Source organism: Variovorax sp. GW821-FHT10D07 (assembly GCF_059415325.1).
Map to the genome: position 1 here is coordinate 305055 of NZ_JBWKMZ010000006.1, position 20040 is coordinate 325094.

Annotated in this window: 16 protein-coding genes; 9 read left to right on the top strand and 7 right to left on the bottom strand. The window is 67.1% G+C overall.

Annotation, left to right across the window (positions count from 1 at the left end; translation table 11 throughout):
• Positions 1-3 precede the first annotated feature (3 nt).
• From AC07PU_RS20105 to AC07PU_RS20125, 5 genes are read left to right on the top strand one after another with little or no spacing between them, the layout of a single operon-like run.
• Positions 4-876, top strand: coding sequence for a branched-chain amino acid ABC transporter permease (locus AC07PU_RS20105; RefSeq protein WP_093345272.1), 873 nt, complete (start codon positions 4-6; stop codon positions 874-876).
• Positions 873-1823, top strand: coding sequence for a branched-chain amino acid ABC transporter permease (locus AC07PU_RS20110; RefSeq protein WP_495319849.1), 951 nt, complete (start codon positions 873-875; stop codon positions 1821-1823). The genes AC07PU_RS20105 and AC07PU_RS20110 overlap by 4 nt, the downstream gene beginning before the upstream one ends.
• Positions 1820-2605: an ABC transporter ATP-binding protein gene (locus AC07PU_RS20115; RefSeq protein ID WP_208510471.1), complete on the top strand. Its 786-nt coding sequence runs from the start codon at positions 1820-1822 to the stop codon at positions 2603-2605. The genes AC07PU_RS20110 and AC07PU_RS20115 overlap by 4 nt, the downstream gene beginning before the upstream one ends.
• Complete coding sequence (locus AC07PU_RS20120; RefSeq protein ID WP_495319852.1) at positions 2592-3293, top strand: ABC transporter ATP-binding protein; 702 nt, start codon at positions 2592-2594, stop codon at positions 3291-3293. Before AC07PU_RS20115 ends, AC07PU_RS20120 begins: the two co-directional genes overlap by 14 nt.
• A 22-nt stretch (positions 3294-3315) precedes the next feature.
• Complete coding sequence (locus AC07PU_RS20125) at positions 3316-4746, top strand: aldehyde dehydrogenase family protein (protein WP_495319854.1); 1431 nt, start codon at positions 3316-3318, stop codon at positions 4744-4746.
• Between the two features lie 125 nt (positions 4747-4871).
• On the opposite strand, the gene AC07PU_RS20130 is transcribed toward AC07PU_RS20125, so the two are convergent.
• Positions 4872-5501, bottom strand: coding sequence for a TetR/AcrR family transcriptional regulator (locus AC07PU_RS20130; RefSeq protein ID WP_296783919.1), 630 nt, complete (start codon positions 5499-5501; stop codon positions 4872-4874).
• Between the two features lie 83 nt (positions 5502-5584).
• On the opposite strand from AC07PU_RS20130, the gene AC07PU_RS20135 reads away from it, so the two are divergent.
• Positions 5585-6556 carry an SDR family oxidoreductase gene (locus AC07PU_RS20135; RefSeq protein WP_495319857.1) on the top strand — a complete coding sequence of 324 codons (972 nt, stop codon included), beginning with the start codon at positions 5585-5587 and terminating at the stop codon, positions 6554-6556.
• Complete coding sequence (locus tag AC07PU_RS20140; RefSeq protein ID WP_495319859.1) at positions 6553-7650, top strand: alpha/beta hydrolase family protein; 1098 nt, start codon at positions 6553-6555, stop codon at positions 7648-7650. The genes AC07PU_RS20135 and AC07PU_RS20140 overlap by 4 nt, the downstream gene beginning before the upstream one ends.
• A 21-nt stretch (positions 7651-7671) precedes the next feature.
• On the opposite strand, the gene AC07PU_RS20145 is transcribed toward AC07PU_RS20140, so the two are convergent.
• Positions 7672-8580 carry a LysR family transcriptional regulator gene (locus tag AC07PU_RS20145; RefSeq protein WP_495319861.1) on the bottom strand — a complete coding sequence of 303 codons (909 nt, stop codon included), beginning with the start codon at positions 8578-8580 and terminating at the stop codon, positions 7672-7674.
• A 159-nt stretch (positions 8581-8739) separates the two neighbouring features.
• Between AC07PU_RS20145 and AC07PU_RS20150 the strand changes: the two genes are divergently transcribed.
• Positions 8740-9486, top strand: a complete 747-nt coding sequence (locus AC07PU_RS20150; RefSeq protein ID WP_495319863.1) for an SDR family NAD(P)-dependent oxidoreductase — start codon at positions 8740-8742, stop codon at positions 9484-9486.
• Between the two features lie 127 nt (positions 9487-9613).
• Positions 9614-10363 (top strand): SDR family NAD(P)-dependent oxidoreductase, encoded by a 750-nt coding sequence (locus AC07PU_RS20155; protein WP_495319865.1) that lies wholly within the window; start codon positions 9614-9616, stop codon positions 10361-10363.
• Between the two features lie 190 nt (positions 10364-10553).
• Here AC07PU_RS20155 and AC07PU_RS20160 read toward each other — a convergent pair whose 3' ends face one another.
• The 5 genes from AC07PU_RS20160 to AC07PU_RS20180 form a co-directional block, all read right to left on the bottom strand.
• Positions 10554-11849: an EAL domain-containing protein gene (locus tag AC07PU_RS20160; RefSeq protein WP_495319867.1), complete on the bottom strand. Its 1296-nt coding sequence runs from the start codon at positions 11847-11849 to the stop codon at positions 10554-10556.
• Positions 11850-11993: 144 nt separating this feature from the next.
• Positions 11994-12740 carry a Crp/Fnr family transcriptional regulator gene (locus AC07PU_RS20165; RefSeq protein WP_093345249.1) on the bottom strand — a complete coding sequence of 249 codons (747 nt, stop codon included), beginning with the start codon at positions 12738-12740 and terminating at the stop codon, positions 11994-11996.
• Positions 12741-13178: 438 nt separating this feature from the next.
• Complete coding sequence (locus AC07PU_RS20170) at positions 13179-17879, bottom strand: beta strand repeat-containing protein (RefSeq protein ID WP_495319870.1); 4701 nt, start codon at positions 17877-17879, stop codon at positions 13179-13181.
• An 89-nt stretch (positions 17880-17968) separates the two neighbouring features.
• On the bottom strand, positions 17969-19384 hold the full coding sequence (locus AC07PU_RS20175; protein WP_495319872.1) for a CsgG/HfaB family protein: 1416 nt from the start codon (positions 19382-19384) through the stop codon (positions 17969-17971).
• A 13-nt stretch (positions 19385-19397) separates the two neighbouring features.
• Positions 19398-19970 (bottom strand): hypothetical protein, encoded by a 573-nt coding sequence (locus tag AC07PU_RS20180; protein WP_495319874.1) that lies wholly within the window; start codon positions 19968-19970, stop codon positions 19398-19400.
• Positions 19971-20040 lie beyond the last annotated feature (70 nt).

The window sequence follows — 20040 nt, forward strand, 5'->3', positions numbered from 1 at the left end:
TCCATGTCGCAGTTTCTCCAGTTCGTCTTCTCCGGACTCACGGTCGGCGCCGTCTACGCGGTGGTGGCGATCGGCTTCACGCTGATCTACGCCGCCTCGGACGTGGTCAATTTCGCGCAGGGCGAGTTCGTCATGCTGGGTGGCATGACCACGGTGTTCCTGATCGCCATGGGGCTGCCGGTATGGCTGGCGGCTGCCTCGGCGGTGGCCGTTGCGGTCATCGTCGGCATCCTGCTGCAGAAGCTCGCCATCGAGCGCGCCCGCGATGCCTCGCCCGTGACGCTCATCATCATCACGCTGGGCGCCTCGATCTTCATCCGCGGCGTGGCCGGGCTCCTGTTCGACAAGCAGTTCCACAACCTGGCGCCCTTCTCGGGCAACACGCCGATCGCGGTCGGCGGCGCGAGTGTGCTGCCGCAGAGCCTCTGGGTGCTGGGCAGCGCGATCGTGATGTTTCTCGCGCTCTGGCTCTTCCTCGACAAGACCCTCACCGGCAAGGCCCTGCGCGCGAGCGCGGCCAACCGGCTGGCGGCGCGCCTGGTGGGCATCAACATCTCCTTCGTGCTGGTGCTCGCCTTCGGCCTGTCGGCCGCGCTCGGTGCCATCGCCGGCATCCTGGTCACGCCCGTGACGCTGACGCGCTACGACATCGGTGCGCTGCTGGCGCTCAAGGGCTTCTCGGCCGCGATCTTCGGCGGCCTCGGCAATCCGGTGGGTGCGGTGCTCGGCGGGCTGCTGCTGGGCCTGCTCGAAGCCGGCGCGGCCGGTTACGTGACCTCCGTCTACAAGGACGGCGTCGCCTTTGTCGCGCTGATCCTGATGCTGCTGGTGATGCCCAACGGCCTGCTCGGCAGCAAACTGGTGGACCGCGTATGAAAGCACTTCGAGGTTTCAACGCAGGCTGGCGCGCCTTGGCGCTGCTCGTACTGATCGTGGCGCTGCTGCCCATCGTGGCGGGCTCCAGCTACGTGATGCGCATCGCGGCACTGGTGTGGATCATGGGACTCGCGGCCGTCGGCCTGCACATCCTCATGGGCATGGCCGGGCAGATCAGCCTGGGCCATGCGGGCTTCTTCGGCATCGGCGCCTATGCCAGCGCCGTGCTGCCGGCGCGCTACGGCGTGCCGGTGGTGGTGGCGGCGGCCGGCGGCATCGTTCTGGCGGGACTGATCGCCTACCTGGTCGGCAAGCCGATCCTGCGGCTCAAGGGCCACTACCTCGCCATCGCGACGCTGGGCTTCTCGTTGCTGATCGGGCTGGTGATCACCAGCGAGGTCGCACTCACCGGCGGCCCCGACGGCATGGACGTGAAGCGCCTCGGCATCGCCGGCTTCGCGCTCGAATCGCCGAGCACCTGGTACTGGATCAGCGCCGCGCTGATGGTCGCCGGCGTCGCCGTCGCGATGGTGCTGCGCGACAGTCCGACCGGCCGCGCCCTGCGCGCGATCCTCGACAGCGAGGTGGCGGCCGCCAGCATGGGCGTGGACGTCGCGCGGCGCAAGCTTCAGGCCTTCGTGATCGCATCGGTCTATGCGGCCGTGGCCGGCAGCACGCTGGCGCTCATGAACGGCTTCATCACGCCGGACCTCGCGGGCTTCATGACCTCGGTGGAGTTCGTCGCGATGGTGGTGATCGGCGGCGCCGCAACGCCTTTCGGCGCGCTGGTCGGCGCGGCACTGCTGACCCTGCTGCCGCAATTGCTCGCATCCTTCCATGATTACCAGGACATCGCGGTCGGGCTGATCATCATGCTGTCGATGATCTTCCTGCGCCAGGGCATCGTGCCCACGCTGGGCCAACTGCTGCGGAGGGCCAGCAAATGAGCGCGGCACTCGAAGTCAGGGACCTGGGCATCGCCTTCGGCGGCGTGGTCGCGGTGGACGGCGTCTCCTTCGATGCGCCGACGGGCGAGATCCTGTCGATCATCGGACCCAACGGCGCGGGCAAGACCACGCTCTTCAACATGGTGTCCGGCCTCTACACGCCGCGCTCGGGCAGCGTGCGCATGGGCGGCGAGGACGTGAGCGGCCTGCCGCCGTTCAGGCTGGCCCGCAAGGGCATGTCGCGCACCTTCCAGAACCTGCAGGTGTTTGCGCAACAGACCGCGCTCGACAACGTCATGGTCGGTCGCGCTCGCTGGGAAAGCACCACGCTGCTCGAGGATCTGCTGCGCCTTCCCTCGGTGGGCCGGCAGAACCGGCAAAGCCGCGAGCGCGCCATGGCAGCGCTGGAGCGCACGGGCCTCGCGGCCCATGCGAACGCGGTGGCGGGCAGCCTCTCCTATGGCGTGCTCAAGCGCCTCGAGATCGCGCGCGCACTGGCCAGCGAGCCCAAGGTGCTGCTGCTCGACGAGCCGGCGGCCGGTTGCAACGCCGTCGAGACCGAGGAGATCGAGCACATGCTGCGCGGCATCGCGGGCGAGGTGTCGGTGGTGCTGATCGAACACGACATGAAGATGGTGATGCGGCTCTCCCACCAGGTGCTGGTGCTGAACCAGGGCCGCATCCTGGCCCAGGGCACGCCGCAAGAGGTGCGCGAGAACCCGGATGTGATCGCGGCCTATCTCGGTAGTCACGCAAAGGAGCTGGCCCATGCTGAGGGTTGAAGGCCTGTGTACCGCCTACGGGCGGGTGTCGGTGCTCAAGGACGTGACGCTCGAGGTGCACGCCGGCGAGATCGTGGCGCTGCTCGGCGCCAATGGCGCGGGAAAGACCACCTTGATGCACACCATCTCGGGCCTGCACTCGCAACTCAGTGGCAGCGTCTGGCTCGAAGGCGCGAAGCTCGACGCGATGAGCCCGCACCGTCGCGTCGGCATGGGGCTGGGTCATGCGCCCGAAGGCCGGCAGGTGTTCAAGCCCCTCTCGGTGGCCGACAACCTGCGCCTGGGCGCCTACCGGCGCAAGGACGCCGAGATCGCGGCGGACACCGACATGGTCTATGCCATGTTTCCGGTGCTCGGCGAGATGCGCCGCCGCGTGGCCTCCGATCTCTCGGGGGGCCAGCAGCAGATGCTGGCCATCGGCCGCGCGCTCATGAGCCGGCCCAAGCTGCTGCTGCTGGACGAGCCATCTCTGGGCCTCGCGCCCCTGCTGATCGACCAGATCTTCGAGGTGCTGGTGCGACTGCGCGCACAGGGCGTGACCATCCTCGTGGTCGAGCAGAACGCCGCCGCCGCACTGACCGTGGCCGACCGCGGCTACGTGCTCGAGACCGGCCGCATCGTGCACAGCGGCACCGGCCGCGCGCTGCTCGCGGACCCGGCGGTTCGCAACGCCTACCTGGGCGTCTGAAAAACATTCACCGGAGAAGCCATTGAAATCCTTCACGAACACCGTCGACGGCCGCGCCGTCCCCTCCGCCCGGACCTTCGAATCGAAGAACCCCGCCAACGGCGAGGCGATCGGGCTGGTGCCGCATTCCGAGCCGGAGCAGATCGCGCAGGCGATCGCTTCCGCGAAGGCGGCCCAGCCGGCGTGGGCCGCGTTGCCCGATGGCAAGCGACGCGAGCACCTCGAGCACGTGGCCGACGCCCTGAAGCGCAACGCGACCTACCTCGCCGAATGGGTCACGCGCGAACAGGGCAAGCCGCTCGGCGGCCTGGGGCCGGACCAGGTGCCCGGCGCGCTGTTCGAGCTGGCCGGTTGCGAGGCCTGGACCCGGGTGCCCGCCAGCCTCGAGCTGCCGGTGGAGACCGTGTTCGAAGACGATGGCCGGCGCTACGAAGTGCACCGCAAGCCCTATGGCGTGATCGCCGCCATCGCGCCGTGGAACTGGCCGTTGCTGATTGCCATCTGGCAGATCGTGCCGGCGCTGCGGGCCGGCAACACGGTGGTGATCAAGCCTTCCGAGTACACGAGCATCGGCACGCTCGAGATGGTGCGGATCATGGCCGAGCACCTGCCGCCGGGCGTGCTCAACAGCGTCAGCGGTCCTGGAGAAGTCGGTGCCGCACTGGTCGACAACCCGCAGATCGACAAGATCATGTTCACGGGCTCGGGTTCGACCGGCGCCAAGATCACGGCGATCGCGGCACGTCATCTGACGCCGACCACCATGGAACTGGGCGGCAACGACGCAGCCATCGTGCTGGCCGACGCGGACCCGGCCGCCATCGCCATGGGCCTGTTCTGGGGCGCCTTCATCAACATGGGACAGACCTGCGCGGCCATCAAGCGCCTGTACGTGCCGGAGTCATTGCACGACGCGGTGGTGAACGAACTCAGGAAGATCGCAACCACGGTGCCGATGGGCGACGGCTTCGGTGCCGGCGTGGTCATGGGGCCGGTGCAGAACCGGATGCAGTTCGACAAGGTGAGCCGCCTGGTGGAGGCATCGCGCCGCGATGGTGGCGAGATCGTCTGCGGCGGCCAGGCGCGCGAAGGCGCCGGCAACTTCTATCCGCTCACGCTCGTGACCGGCCTGGCCGATGGCGCCGCGCTGGTGGACGAAGAGCAGTTCGGCCCCGTGCTTCCCATCATCAAGTACCGCGAGCTCGAGGATGCGATCGCAAGCGCGAACCGGCTCGACGTCGGACTCGGCGCCTCCGTGTGGTCTTCCGACGTGGCGCAGGCGCGCGCGGTTGCCGTGCGGCTGCAGGCCGGCACCGTGTGGATCAACCAGCACGGCGCGATCCATCCGATGGTGCCCTTCGGCGGCGTCAAGGGCTCGGGCTGGGGGGTGGAATTCGGCGCCGAGGGCCTCAAGGCGGTCACGCAGCCACAGGTGATCAGCATTCCGAAGTAACGGGGCGCGCACCCCATCCTTGGCATCGCGCGGCATGCTCGGCGCTTCGAGCAACGCGAGCCTTCAATCAATCAGGCGGGCTCGAGCCTGAAGAAGCCATTGGCGGCCTGCCTCGAGGTGCGCCGTCAAAGCTCCGTTCGCAGGCTGTCGAAGGCCTCCCGCAGAAACCTGGCCACCGGCTTTCGCGGGCCGGTCTGGTCTCTCCAGGCCTGAAGCGCCAATCTCATCGCACCGGTGGACACCATGGCCACCATCCGAAGCGACGTACGGCGCTCGGGCTGCCGCCAGACTTCGCACAGCGTGCTGAAGAGCGCCTGCTCCTGCTCCACGTAGTGCGTCTGCTTGCGCGCAAGAAGCGCTTCGCTCGATCGCATGAGATTGTCGAGGGCCGTCATCTGCTCGGTCGTGTAGAGCGAGATGTGCTTCACCATGACATCGCGGACCGCATCGAGCGGCGGCACATCGGGCGATGTCTTCAGCAGATCGGCATACAGACTGGCCGATCCGGTCTGCTGCCAGAACACGATGATCTCGTCCTTCGACTTGAAGTACGAAAAGAAAGTCCGGCGCGAAATACCGGCTTCCGCCGCAATGGCGTCCAGCGTGGTGCTTTCGTAGCCGTTGGCGAGGAACAGGCGCTGGCCGACCTCGGCGATGCGCTGACGTGTCTCGCGGCGCTTGCGTTCCCGCAGGCCCTCTGTGGGCACCGTGCCCGCAGGCGAGGGATTTCCTGGCATTTCGATGGCCTCTTGCATAGCTGCACGAAGTGCATTAAATTATGCACTCAGTGCTGTTTTATATGCACTGATTCTACCGTCCCCTCTTCCCCAGCTAAGACATGGCCCACTGGACAGCTTCCGACATTCCTTCCCAGCGCGGCCGCACCGCGGTCGTCACCGGCACCGGCGGTCTTGGGTTCCAGGACGCGCTCGCGTTGGCCCGTGCAGGTGCGAACGTCGTCATTGCAGGTCGCAATCCGTCGAAAGGGGCGGCAGCAGTCGACCTCATTCGCCAAAGCGTTCCCGACGCGAAAGTGGTTTTCGGGGCGCTGGATCTCGCCAGCCTTGATTCCATCGAGGCTTTTGCCGAGCGCCTTCGGAGTTCGCACGACCGGTTGGACCTGCTGATCAACAACGCGGCGGTGATGGCACCGCCCAAACGCCTGGCGACCGCCGACGGATTCGAGATGCAGTTCGGCACCAACTACCTGGGCCACTTTGCCTTGACCGCCAGGCTCCTCCCCTTGCTGCGCCAAGGCAATCAACCGCGCGTGGTCAGCCTGTCGAGTGTTGCCGCCCGAAGCGGCGCCATCAACTTCGATGACCTGCAGGCTCGGCACGGCTACAGGCCGATGCCGGTTTACGGTCAATCGAAACTCGCGTGCCTGATGTTCGCCCTCGAGTTGCAACGCCGCAGCGATGCCGGGGGCTGGGGCATTCAGAGCATCCCTGCCCACCCCGGCGTTTCGCGCACGGATCTGTTGCCCAACGGCGCGGGCGCATGGAGCGCTGCGGGCATCGCTCGCCGCTACATGTGGTTCCTGTTCCAGCCGGCCGCGCAAGGCGCGTTGCCCACCCTCTTCGCCGCGACTTCGCCGCAGGCGAGAGGCGGCGCCTACTACGGCCCGAACAGGCTCGGCGAAACGCGCGGTTATCCGGTCCTGGCCAGGATCCCGCCTCAGGCACTGGACAAGAGCGTCGCCGCGAAGCTGTGGCTGGAGTCGGAGGCGCTGACCGGTGCGGTGTTTCCCACCCACGATGGTCGGAAGTCCGCAGAACCGCTCGATGTCATCCAGCCCTCGCGCGCATGAAACATCGCAGCACCCAAGACATGCAGATGAATCTGAGCCGGCGGCAAGTCAATGCCATGTTGCTGTGGGCTGCGCTGGCCTCAGGCCCGACGAAAGCGACAGCGCAACCCACCGAGCCGCCCTATCGGGTGATGGATTTCGACTGGGTCGACCAGGCGCGATCCCGCCCGGTGCCGGCGCGCCTGTACTGGCCGACGGTTGCGACGTCCGAAGTGTCGGTGCCGCTGGTGGTGTTCTCGCACGGGATCGGCGGTTCGCGGCAGGGCTACAGCTATCTCGGAAAACACTGGTCGACCCGTGGTGTCGCCAGTCTGCATGTCCAGCATGTCGGCAGCGATGCGCAGCTTTGGCGAGGCAACCCGTTCGGCGTGGTGGGCCGCCTGCAGGCTGCGGCTCAGGAAAAGGAGGCCATCGCACGTGCCGCCGATGTGCGCTTCGCGCTCGACCGAATGCTCTCCGACGAAACGGGCAGTCTTGGCGCTGCGGTGAACCGCCAGCGCCTTGTGGCGGCGGGCCATTCCTACGGCGCGAACACGACGCTCCTCGCGATCGGCGCGCAGATCGTGAGGAACGGCCTGACGCTCGACTGCCTCGATTCCCGCTTCTCGGCGGCAGTCGTCATCTCTGCGCCGCCGTTCTATGGCGAACCCGATCTGGGGGCAGTGCTGGGCAAGGTGTCGATTCCAACCATCCATGTGACGGCGACCGAGGACGTGATCGAGATCCCGGGCTACCGCTCAGGCGTGGACGATCGACTGGCCGTCTTCGATGCAATCACCAATCCCCACAAGCTGCTGGCCGTGTTCCAGGGCGGCTCCCACAGCATGTTCACCGATCGTTCGCTGACCGGCGGTCCATCGCTCAACCCCAAAGTCAAGGTCGCCACCGCGGATCTCGCACTGGCATTCTTCGACCTGATCTTCGAGCACGACGGCACGGCGCTCGCACGGTGGCAGACGACCTGGCAGTCCATCTTGGCGCGAGCCCCCAGGCCCGACAGCGCACAAACCGTCAGGATGACGCGCGTCCGCACGAGTCCGAGCCCAGCCTTCCGGGACCTCGCACCGGACTCGACCCAAGACCGCCCGACATAGCCTTTCGAGCGCCAACTGATCTCACGATGCCGCGGCGGGCCTCTCCGCTGCCCTCGCCACCAACTCTCCCAGCCTGGAAACAAACAGCTGGAGCGCCGGCGACGCATTGGACTTGCTGTACCCCACCACCAGATCGATGGTCGGCACCTCGCCTGCCAGCGGACGGCTGACGACCGACCAGGGAAGCAGGTTCTCGACATAGTCGGGAATCAGCGCCAGGCCACGTGTCGAGGCGACCAGCGACATCACCATGGCGGGGTTGTCCACGCCTTGTGTCGGCGTGATCTTCACGCCCGAGCGCACCAGGTAGTCGTCCACCACGGCCTGCAGCACCCGCGCCTTGTTGGCCATGCCAATGAACGGACTGCCGACCAGGTCCTGCGGCGTGACGGCGGCCCGAGCCGTCAGCGCATGATCGCTGGGCATCAGGACCACCAAAGGCTCTCGGCCCACGGTTCGATAGCTCAGGTCGAAGCCCGGCTCGGCGCGCAGAAAGGCCAGATCCAGCTTGCCGCGTGCCACGGCATCCGCCAGATCGGGGGAATAGTCGCTGGAGACCGTCACGTCGATGTTCGGCAACTCGTCTCGAAGCAGATGCATGGCTCGGGGCAACCAGGTCATCTCCTGCCCCGTCAGGAAGCCCAGCGCGAAGCGCTGCTTCGAAGGCAGCGCGGCCCGCCGAGCAGCTTCGACAGCCGCGTCGACCTGGGTCAGCGCCAGCCGCGCATGGTCGATGAACGCCTTGCCGGCCGCCGTCAACTCCACCCCGCGGGCGCTTCGATGCAACAACGCCACCCCGACCTGGTCTTCCAGGTCGCGGATCTGTCGACTCAGCGACGGCTGCGAGGTATGCAGGCGCCGCTCGGCCGCGACGGTCAGGCTGCCCGTCTCCGCGACCGCGATGAAATACCTCAGATGTCGCAGTTCCATGTGCATCCCCATGCTTCACAGGCATGCCCACCAGCCCACAAAGTCTTTTTAAAAGTTGCGCCGAATCCCTAGATTCTCCCCTATGGAGACGCGACCGGCAGCGAAGTGGTCAGTCGAGCCATCCATGCTTCCATCGTCATGCCCATAGGATTTTTCATCATGAACCAACCCGTTGTCCTCATCACCGGCGCCCTGACCGGCATCGGCCGTGCCACCGCCTTGGCATTCGCCCGCACCCATGCCCGCCTCGTCGTCTCCGGACGCCGCGTGCCGCAAGGCAAGGCGCTCGAAGCCGAACTCCATGCGCTGGGTGCGCAGGCCTTCTTCATCGAAGCCGACGTGCGCAACGACGCCGAGGTCGGCCAATTGGTGGACCAGACCGTCGCCCGCTTCGGCCGCCTCGATGTCGCCGTCAACAACGCCGGCACCGAAGGCCAGCCTGGCCCGATCGTCGATCAGACGGCGCAGAGCTACGCCGCGACCTTCGACACCAATGTGCTCGGCACGCTGCTGAGCATGAAACACGAGCTGCGTGCAATGACCGCGCAGGGCAGCGGAAGCATCGTCAACATCTCCTCGACCTATGGCCATGAAGGTGCTGCCTACGCCTCGATCTACGCGGGCAGCAAGCATGCCGTCGAAGGGATGACGAAGTCGGCCGCGCTCGAAGTCGCGGCCTCCGGCGTGCGCGTGAACGCCGTGGCCCCCGGACCGACCGACACCGGCATGCTGGACCGTTTCACAGGCACGCCGGAGAACAAGGCGGCCCTGGCCGCGGGGGTACCCCTGGGCCGTGTCGGCAAGCCGGACGAGATCGCTGCCGCCGTGCTCTTCCTGGCCTCGGAAGGGGCCGCCTTCGTGACGGGCCAGATCGTCACGGTGGACGGCGGCAAGACCGCCGGCTGACTCGCCACGAACCGCACATGCAGGAGTTCCACCATGTCAGACCGTCCATCGCTCAGCGAGCGCAGCCAGGCCGTCGCCGACGCGCATCGTTTCCCGCTCGAAGCCGTTGCAATCTGAGGAGCACACCGTGAACAACACCCTTTCGGGCAAGACCGCCCTGGTCACGGGCGCATCGCGCGGCATCGGCCGAGCCAGTGCTTTGGCGCTGGCTCGCGCCGGGGCCCAGGTACTGGTTCACTACGGCAGCGGCGAGAAGGAAGCGGCCGCCGTTGTCGACGAGATCCGCGGTGCAGGGGGCAAGGCGGAGAAGGTCGCAGCCGACTTGCGCTCGCCCACCGGACCGCATGACCTGGCGCAACGCGTGCGCAACATCATCGGCGGCCGCCTCGATGTGCTGGTGGCGAACGCCGGCATCTCCAAGGCCGCCTCGATCGAGGACACGACCGTGGAGGACTTCGACCATCTCTTCGCGGTGAACGTGCGCGCGCCGTTCTTCCTGGTGCAGCAATTGCTGCCGGCACTGTGCGAAGGCAGCAGCATCGTGCTGGTTTCCTCACTGGCTGCGCGCGCGTCGGTCGGCACCCTGTCCGCCTATGCGGCCAGCAAGGGGGCCATCGACACGCTCGTGACGCATTTCGCCACGGCGCTCGGCGAGCGCGGCATCCGCGTCAACGCGGTCGCGCCGGGCGTGGTCGAGACCGAGATGTCCAGCTTCACCAGGACGGACGCCGGACGCGCTGCCACCTTGGGCATGCAGGCACTCAAGCGCCTGGCTCAGCCGGAGGACATCGGCGATGCCGTGACTTTCCTGGCGTCCGACGAGGCTCGCTGGGTCACGGGCCACACCTTGCACGTCGACGGCGGCTCGAAGCTCTGAAGCTGCGCTGTCCATTCCTCCATCGCTCGCATGCATGTTGCTGGCTGAATAAGGGCCTGCCCCTTCCGCTATCCCGATCGATCCGGGTGGAGGCGAACAGCATTCAAGCCAGCAACAGCAGCAGCTCGGCGGCCGCAGGCGGATCCGTGAGCTGCGCCAGTGCGCGTTGCCAACAATCGGGGTGCGCGGGCTAGCCCCCATCCAATCTTGCGTGACGAACCTGGGCGATCAATGTCTCGAGCGGCGTCGGCCGCGCCAGGTAGTAGCCCTGCACCAGCGAACAACCGAGCAAGCGCAGGTGCTCGAGCTCTTCGAGCGTTTCCACGCCCTCGCCCACCACCTCCATGCCCAGTGCGTTCCCGAGGTGAATGATCGAATCCACGAGCAGCATGCGCCTGTCGGACCGGTGGAATTCCGATATCAGCAGTCGATCGATCTTGATCTGCTTGACGTACTTGTCGCCCAGCATCGCCAGCGACGAATAGCCGGTGCCGAAGTCGTCCACCGCGATGGCGATCCCGGCTGCCGCAAGCGCTTCGAGCTGCCCCGAAGACGACAGGCTGTCCAGCGCGCTTTCCTCGGTGATCTCGATCCTCAGATGCCGAGGGGCGATGCCCTCGCGCAGCAATGTCCTCAACACGATGTCGCTCAGAGGAAGATCTCCGATCTCACGGGGCGACACGTTCATGGCCACCGGAACCTTTTCGAACCGGGGGTCCGCATCCGCCAACGCGTGCAAGCCGTGACAGACCTCCTGCAGGATGTGCTGCAACAGCGTTTCGCCCATCCCCATGACCGCGGCCGCGTGAACCACCTCCTCCGGTGAAGTCCATCCCTGCCTCGGATGGTGCCAGCGCAACAGCGCCTCCAGGCTATGAAGGCTGGCTCCATCGCTCGAGAGGATCGGCTGATACCAGAGCCCGATCTCCCGTGCCTCGATGGCACAGGCCAGATCCTTCTCGATGTCCTGGCGGCGCAACAGGCGTCGATGCATCGCCTCGTCGAAGCGATAGCCCCATGCCCCCACCGAGCGCGCGGACGCGTGAAGCGCCTCGCTCGCGAAGGTCAGGAGCTCATCGATCTGGCGTGAACCGCTGTCGCAGAAGCCGATGTGCAGACGCGTCAGGTCCGCCTGTCTGCCGAGACTCGACCCAAGCCCGAGGGACCCGAGGCTCGCGCGATGGATATCGCCGGGAAAGGCCTCGGTACCGCGCGGCTCGTAGAGCACGACGAACTTGTTGCCCGCCCACCGGCCCAGCACACACCGGGCCGGATCGAACTTCGATGCCAGCCATCGAGCCACCTCCTGCAGCACCTTGTCTCCCCATGCCAGCCCTTGCGTCTCGTTGATGATCGACAAGCCGAAGACTTCGAAGATCACCAGGCGCTGGCGCGGCCGCTTCTCCGATCCGAGCCAATGCGAAGCCGCATCGACGAAGCTCTGACGAGCGAGCAAGCCCGTGAGCGGATCTTGGACACTCTTCATCTTTCCCTCTCTGATTCCCGACGGCATCCATCCTGAAGATCCGATCCGTGACATCCATCCCTGTGTTTTTCTCGTAGTGGTTGCGTGTCCCCTCCGCGCTTCATGGGCGCGCTCTTTGGTGTGAAGGGGAACGGTGCCATGGCGTCAGGAGCCTCGACGTGAGCGGTGCCTATCGGAGGGGTTCTGCAGCTTGGTGTCCGATGCGTCCTCGTTGTCGCCTTCGAGTTCCAGGGCGCCGAAATCGGTGGAAGCAAACTCTGGAGGCACGTGCACGCCCTCGTCGTCCCGCCGGACGAGGCCGCGGTTCTCGAGTTCGCGCATCGCCTTGTTCACCCCCTCGCGCGAGAGCCCGGCATACGAAGCGATCACGGCCTGCGTGATCCGCTTGTCGTAGCCGCCGGGGCCGGCCGGTGCCAGGTGGGTCAATTCATGAAGCACCCGGCCGACCAGTTCGACGGGCGGGAGCGAGGAAATTCGCCGCAGCTGGCCATGCACCATGGAGACCCGCTTGACGGCCGACTCCAGGAGACCCACGGCGACCTGCGGAAAAAGCGTGCAAAGACGCCGCAGCACATGGATGGGGATGAGGTAGACGGAAGAAGGAAGCGCCGCGATCAACGTGGACTGCGCCACATAGCTGTCTTCCTTCAACGAAGGGCTGAAGAAGAAGTCGTCCTTGCTGACGAAATCGGTGGTGACGCCTTCGCTGTCGCCACCGCTGCCGTGTACCACGACACGCAGCAGTCCAGTGGCGACGCAATAAACATGTTCGGATGTCTCGTCGACGGCGAGTACGACATCGTTGCGGCGATAGTTTCGGAACTCGGTGCTTTGAACAAGCAACGCACGCTCGCTGTCGGGCAGCGTGGCAATAAGTGGGTGCAGATACATGCTGGAACGGACGCGGTCTCCTCCTTCGTGCTCCAGCTCATCCCCCCAAGAGGGACCTGTATCGCTGGCCGTCAGGGTCCCGGCTTTTCCGTGATTGATGAAATGAAGTTGATAAAAACTGAAGCTGTTCTCTCTCTTTGCAGCAGTTGTGTGAAAGGCTGAAAGTGATAAGTCGGCAGGACAACGCGTGCGCCATCACGTGGCGAGCCGTCGTTGGCGGGGCCGTATGCCTTCACTCGGTGCGCCAGATCCACCGCGTTCGAGCGCGTCGAAATCGAGGCTGCGCAGCGGCTGCGCGCGACTTCGAGGTGATGGGCTCTGATGAGAATGCAGGGAGTCAAGAGAAGAACCGGCGAATCAAAAGGCTCAAACCGCCGAAGCGGTTTGAGCAAAAGTCCCCGGCAGCAAACCGTCCGCCGGGGGAGGGGCGAAACTAGATCACCGCACCGACGCGATCGTCGACACGGCGGAGTTGCCCACGGCCGTGGCGCTGACCTGGTTGCCGGCCGCGCGCAGCGTGCTGCCCGTCGCCGCGCCAGTGACGCCGATGCCGTAGTTCACGCCGGTGGCAGTCGCCACGACCGTGCCGCTGTTGGTCTGGAAGTTTCCGACCGCAGCCGTCGGACGGCTGGCGCTCGGCGCACTCACATTGACGCGGTTGGTCGCGGTGTTGCCATACGCTTCGGCGGCGGTCGTGTTGCCGGTGACGGCCACGGTGCTGCCGCTCACGCCAGGCACGAGCACGGGAGCCGTCGCGTTCAGGGCCACCTGGTAGCTGGCCGTCGCGAACGAGCTCACGTTGCCCGTGTTGCCCTGGTTGTTGAGCACGGCGGCGGCCGCTTGCGAGGCGCCGACGGTGCTGCCGGCAACCGGTGCGGGCGTTGCGTAGCTGCTGCCAGCCGACACGTTGAGCACGTTGCTTGCCGCGTTGCCGCGAGCCAGCGCCGTCGTGCTGTTGCCGTCGATGGTCAGCCCGCTGTTGAGCGCGGCGGTCGCTGCCGGCACGCCACCCGCCAGGCTGAAGCCCGCGGCGGTGGTCGAGCTCGCGTTGACGGCGGCGCTGCTGGTCTGCGCATTGCTCAGACCGGCGTTGCTGCCTTGCAGCGCGGCGCCGGAGAGCGTCACGCTGTTGTCGGCGCGGTTGGCCGAAGCCTCGGCCGTGGTCGCATTGCCGGTGATCGAGAACGTGCTGTCCGCCAGGCCCGTGGTGGCCGTGGCCACGCGATCCTGGTTGTACAGGCGCGTGCTCGCCGTGCTGGAGACCGAGGTGGACGCGGCCTGGCTGTTGCTGAGCACGTGGTCGCCGGTGGCGCCCGCCGCGTTCAGAACGGCATTGGTCGCGGCACCGACCGGCGTTGCGTTACCCGCGGTGACCGTCAGCGCGTTCGTGGCATCGTTGATCACGCCCAGCGAAACGTTGCGGTTGTTGGCCAGCGCCACCGACGAGCCCGACACGGCGCCCGGCGCGTACAGCTCCGCGTCCGAGCTCGCGGCGACCGAGGCGGTGCTCGATTGCTGCGAAGCCAGCGCGGAAGTCGCCGCCAGGTTGGTGGCGGTCACGCCCAGGGTGTTGGTGGCCGTGTTGGCCACCGAGCTTGCGCGCTGGCTGTTGTTGGACACGCTCACCGTGGAGTTGCCGATGGCCGAGCCGGCCACGGTATCCACGGCGAAGCTGCCGTACACGTTGCTCACCAGCGCCGAGTCACCGGTCACCGATTGCACGTTCGACAGCGCGTTGTCCGCCTGCGCGCCCGAGCCGGTCACGAGGGCACCAGCGGTCGCCACCGTGCGGCCGCTGCCGGCTGCGACGGAGTTGCCGGTGACGCTCGTGGTGTTGGTCGCGCTGTTGCCCGTGACCGAGCCGGTGTTGCTGTTGCCGTTGACGGACAACTGCGAGCCGGTCACGGCACCCGAGACGGCCAGGATGACGCCGCCCTGGTTCGGGACGCTCGGCGTGGCCGGCGTGCCGGGGATGAGCCCCGACAGCACGGCCGCGCCACCGTCCACGATCGACGAGTAGGCCGACAACGAGATCGTGCCGAGCAAAGTCGCCGAACCACTGACGTTTCCGCCCGACTGCGTCCAGCCGTTGCTGGTGAGATAGCTCAGTTGCGCCGGCGAGAGGCTGGATGCCAGCACCGTCAGCGTACCGCCCGTCAAGGTCAGGGTGGCGCCGGAGCCCGAAACGGTCAGTCCGCTTCCCGTGGCACTGAACGTGAAGGGCTCGGGTGCGGTACCCGCGCTTCCCGCCACACCCGCCTGGCCGATCAGCGCATTGACGCTGGCGCTGGTCGTCTGCGAGTTCTGCAAGGCGGTGGTGGTCGACAGGCCGTTGCCCGACAGGCCCAGGTTGTTCGTCGCGGCGTTGCTGGTCGCCGAGGCGGTGGAGACGTTGTCGTTCGAGGCGATGCTCGAGCCGGTCACGTTGCCACCCACGGCGGTCAGCACGCCAGCGGCGGTGCCACCGACCAGCGCTCCGTCACGCTGTGTCGCGGTGACCGAACCCGCGCCCGATTGCGCGTTCTGCACGCTGAAGGCGGCGTTGGTCGTGAGCGTGCCGGCGTTCGAGGTCGCGCCGGTGAGCGGCGTGGCCGATGCGGTGTCGATGCCATTGCCCGACGCGCTCAGGCTGTTCGTGCCGCGGCTTCCGAACGCCAGGGCCTGGATCTGGTTGCCGGAGGTGGCAACCGTCGAGGCCGAGACGTTGTCCTGGATGGCGGTGGCAATAACGGCGCCGCCGGTGGCGGTTGCCGAAACGGCACCGCTGGCCGTCTGTGCGCTGGTGACGTTGGCGATCGATGCCGCGCCCGCTGCGTCGACACCGGTACCCAGGCTCACGCTGCCGGCGTTGCTCGCGTCGTTGCCGTAGGCGGCCGCGACGAAGGCATTGCCCTGGTTGGCGATCTGGCTGCGGGTGGCGTTGCCTTCCAGCAGGACCGTCAGCGCGCCCAGGGGACCGCCGAAGCCGGTGGCTTGCGCATCCACGTCGCCGAGTGCCGACTGGTTGTTCAGCAGGCCGTAGGCGGCGGTGACCGTGCCGCCCAGGCTCGGGGTGCTCGACAGCGTGGACGCCGGTGCCACCGAGGTGGGCACGGTGGCGCCGTTGGCGGCAACCGTCAGGGTGTTGCCGGTCGAGTTGCCGTAGGCGATGGAGCGCTGCAGGTTGTCCGACAGGCTCAGGCTGGTGTCCGTGATGTGCGTGCCGGCGTAGACCGCGGCGGCCGAGCCGCCCAGCACGGTGCTCACCGGCGAGGCTGCGTCCACCACCTGGATGTTCGCGATGCCTGCGCCCGAACCGATGCTCGTGCCAGTGAGCGACAGCGTGTTGGAAGCGCTGTTGGCCAGGCCGACGGCTTCCTGCGTGTTCTTGCTCGCGCTGACCGTGCTGCCGGTGATGGTGTCACCGCCGGTGCCGCGCGAGTCGACGTACGCGCCCACGTACGAGCCGCCCAGCGTGGCCGAAACCGGGCTGGCGTAGTTGCTCTGCAGGCTGGTGATCGTGGCGGCGCCGCTGGCCGAGACGTTGCCATCGGGCGTGCGGCCACCGCTCAGGACGGTGGCGCCGGCGCCCAGCGGCAAGGCGTTGGCGGCCAGCGAAAGGCTCTGGGTCGCGCTGTTGCCGTAAGCGGAAGCGGCAGCGCGGTTCTGCTCGACGGCCACCGTGCTGTCCTTGGTGGTGCCGTTTTCCAGGCCGGTTGCAGCACCGATGATCGACGGTGCGGTGACGGCCGAAACGCCGCCGCCGAAGTTGCTCTGCTGGTTCGCGAGCGCGGCGGTGGCGGAGAAGGTCGCACCGTTCTGGCCGGTCGCAATGGCGCTGGAAACGGCGTTGCCGGTGGCCGCGGAGGTGATCGCGTTGCCCGAGACGGTCGCCGCGCCGCCGTCGATCGACTGCACGGTGGCGGTCACGCTGGCGGCATTGGTGGAGCCTTGCAGCGCCACGCCGACATTGCCCTGGGTGTTCAGGATCGCGAGGTCCGCACCGAGCTGCGAGCTCTGGCTGCCGGCACTGTAGGTGCTGCTGTTGACGGTCGGGTCGCCCGAACCGGCGACGGAGATCCCATCAGCCAGCACGATGCGGTTGCCGGCGACGCCGGCGGCACCCAGGGCTTCGTTGCCCGTGGCAGCGCTGGAGATCGTGTTGCCTTGAACCGACAGGGCACCGTTCAACACGTTGGTGGTGCCCGTGCCGTTGCTGCCGATCGTGGCATCGATCGAGGTGGCGGTGTTCGACGCGTTGTGCGTCACGCCCACGCCCTGGTTCAGTTGCAGGTTGCTCACGACGGCCGAGCCGGCGAAGGTCGGTGCGCCGCCGGCCTGGATCGAGGCGGTGTTGGTCGCCGCGTTGCCCTTGAGCGTGGCGGAGACGGTGTTGCCGTCGAGCGCGGGCGCCGAACTCACGGCGTTCGCGCCGTCCGCGGTCAGATCGAGCGTGACGGCATTGCCGCTGGCGCTCGCGGACGATGCGGGGCCGGTGCCCTGCTGCGCCGTGGTGACCACGATGCTGCCCGAGGCCTGGCTGCTGTTCGTGGCGACCGAATGCGTGCTCGTGGTGATGCCGGGGGCGTTGGAGGCGTAGTCGACCGGAACGGTACCCGCCACCGAGGAGGCACCGCCATTGATCACGGTGGTGGCCGAGATCGTGTTCTGCGTGTTCGAGGCGCCGCCCGAGGAGAAGCCATTGAGGTTCACGCCCACCGAGTTGCCGCTCGCGTTGCTGGTGATGGCGCCGGTGTTGGTCTGCACGCCCAGCGATGCCGCGCCATCGAGCGCGATCGTGTTGCCGGTCAGGGACAGGTCGATCGCGTTGGAGAACTCATTGGCCTTGGCCGTGGCGTTCACCGTGTTCTGCGTCGTGGTGTTCGACGTGCCGGTCTGCACGCCGTCCACCGTGATGCCGATCTGCTGGCCGGCGGCGGTCGCCGACACCGGCTGCGACTTCGTCTGCACCGAATCCACGGTGAGGAAGCCCGAGGCGGTGGCGGTCGAGGTGGTCGCGTTGATGGTGGTGGTCGCGCCCAGTTCGGGCGGTGCGGCCATGGCGCCGCCGGCAGCCAAGCTGGCGAGCACGGCGAGGCCGACGCGGCTGAGTGCCGGCGCCTTGATGGCACGCGACTGGAGATTGCGAGTCTTCTTCATGGAAGTTCCTTGGGTATTGATCAAAAGTTCCGAAAATTCGGTGGATCCGGAGGATCGATGTGGTGGTGGCGTTCAGCTTTCAGTGCGGTTTAGCTCCCTCGTCGTGTGTTCTCCTCTCGGGCTGGTTGAACCGGCCCGCCCTTGCCCGAGCCCGCGCCCTGGACGCGCAACTTGGCGACCTCTTGCAGCCCTGGACCGTCGCGATGGATGGCCGTGTCGGCCTTGTCGGGCCGCCAGCTCACGCTGATGCCGCCGGGGGCGATCCCGCGCGAGACCAGCGCCGATGTCACGACGCCGATGCGCTGGTCCGTCAGCAGATCGCGTTTGCCCGCGTCCCAGTTCTCGGTGTCGCGCGCCACCAGCACCACTTCGGTGGGTGCCTTGGCGGCGGCCGCCGCGATCTGGTCGAGCAGATTCAAGGTGCCGCCGGTCAGTGCCGCGGCGCCGAACTCGAACGGGATCTGCACGCTCGCGCCGTCGCCTGTGTTGACAGACGATGCGTTGCTGGCCGCGTTGACGGCCTCGCCCGTGAGCACGCGCGCGCCGCTGGAATCGACGATCGGGTTGGGAACCTTGCGAAGCGACTCCGCCGACTGGCGCGGCAGTTCATCGAACACGCGCATCCCGAGGCAGGGCTTCGGGTCGACCTTGGTGACGGCGGCGACCAGCCGGACCACGGCCTCTTCCAGCGCCGCGCGAATGCCCAGCTGCACCGGCTCCTGGCCCTTGGCGCCGACGTCCACGTCGAACAGGTCGTTGCGGAAGAAGCGGAAGACGTTGAAGCCGACCTCGTAGCCGTTGAACTGCTTGGTCAGGCTGATGGTCTTGAGGATCATCAGCGTGCGGGTGTCGACGATGCGCAGGTCCACGCCCACCGACTGGCTGAAGGTCCTGGCCTTGATGCCGACCTGGTTGACGGCGAACTCGGCGCCACCCGAGTTGATGTTGTAGTTGAGCTCGGTGATGCCGCCGACGATGAAGTAGTCGGACTTGTTGATCGAGCCGCCGAAGTAAGGCAGCCAGGGCACCACCTGGTTGCCGGCCGGACCCGCCAGTTGGTGCGAGCGGCCGTCGCCGAGCTGCCGACGGTCGGCATAGCCGAGCTCGCGCTCCGCGATGACCGGATCGAAGCGCTCCGCGACCTGGACCGCGCCGCCCATCTTGCCCAGGGCCGAATACACCATCAGCGCACCGCCCTGCGTGATGGCATTGCCCTCGTTGATGCTGTACTTGCCGGTGTAGTCCTTCACGTCTCCCACGGAGACCACGATGGGAGGCCTGGAAGTGGCGGCGACGTGATCGCCATAGCAGGCGAGCACGGCCTCCATCGGCGTCACGTTGTCGCGCACGGCCGGTCCGAGAACGATGGGGGCTTCCTTGGGCGCGGCACGTTCCTGCGGGGCGGTGACGCAGCCCGCGAGTGCGGCGAGTGCAACGGCCGCACCGAGCGTGCGTACCGCCGTGGTGGGCATCGGGCGTGGTCGAGCGAAGGTGATCGATGTCATGACTGGATTTCCGTCAGTTGAGCGTTCCGTAGGCACAGGCGGTGCTGCCGCTGACGCTTGCGCTCTGGCTGCCGCTGTTGGTCTGGTTGGAGTTGAGTGCCTGGGCTGCCCAGCCCTGCACCCCGGTGGTCGTGGAGCCGTTCACCTGGGAGCCGACGGTGCCGGCGTTGGCCTGGCCGGTGCTCACCGTGCCGCTGCCGCTCCAGCCGGTGTTGTCGTTGCCGGTCGAGGTGGCCGCGGCGCCGCTGGTGCTCGGCGAGTTGGCAACGGTGCTGTTCGAGCCCTGGTTGCCCTGCGCGGTCGCGCTGACGTCGCAGTTGAACTGGCGCTGGATGTAGGTGTTGTTGGTGGTGCTGGCGGCACCGTAGCTGCCGGCCTTGCGCCGCTGGACCATGTCCTGGATGGCGGCCTGGTTGGCCTTGTCGGCCGAGGTCTGGAACTGCCACGCGGAGTTCTCTCCGACGTTGTTCGCCATCCCCTGGCCCGCGCCAGCGATCAGGCAGGCTGCGACAAGACCCTTCTCGAGCGATCGGGTGATGTCGTGCACGCGCCAGAGCTTTGGGTGGGGGTGAGATGAAGTGGTCATGAGGTGTCCGTTTGCTTGTGGAGTGCGGTGGGAGGGCCTGGGCGAAGGGCCGCCGGCGGAGACGGCAGAA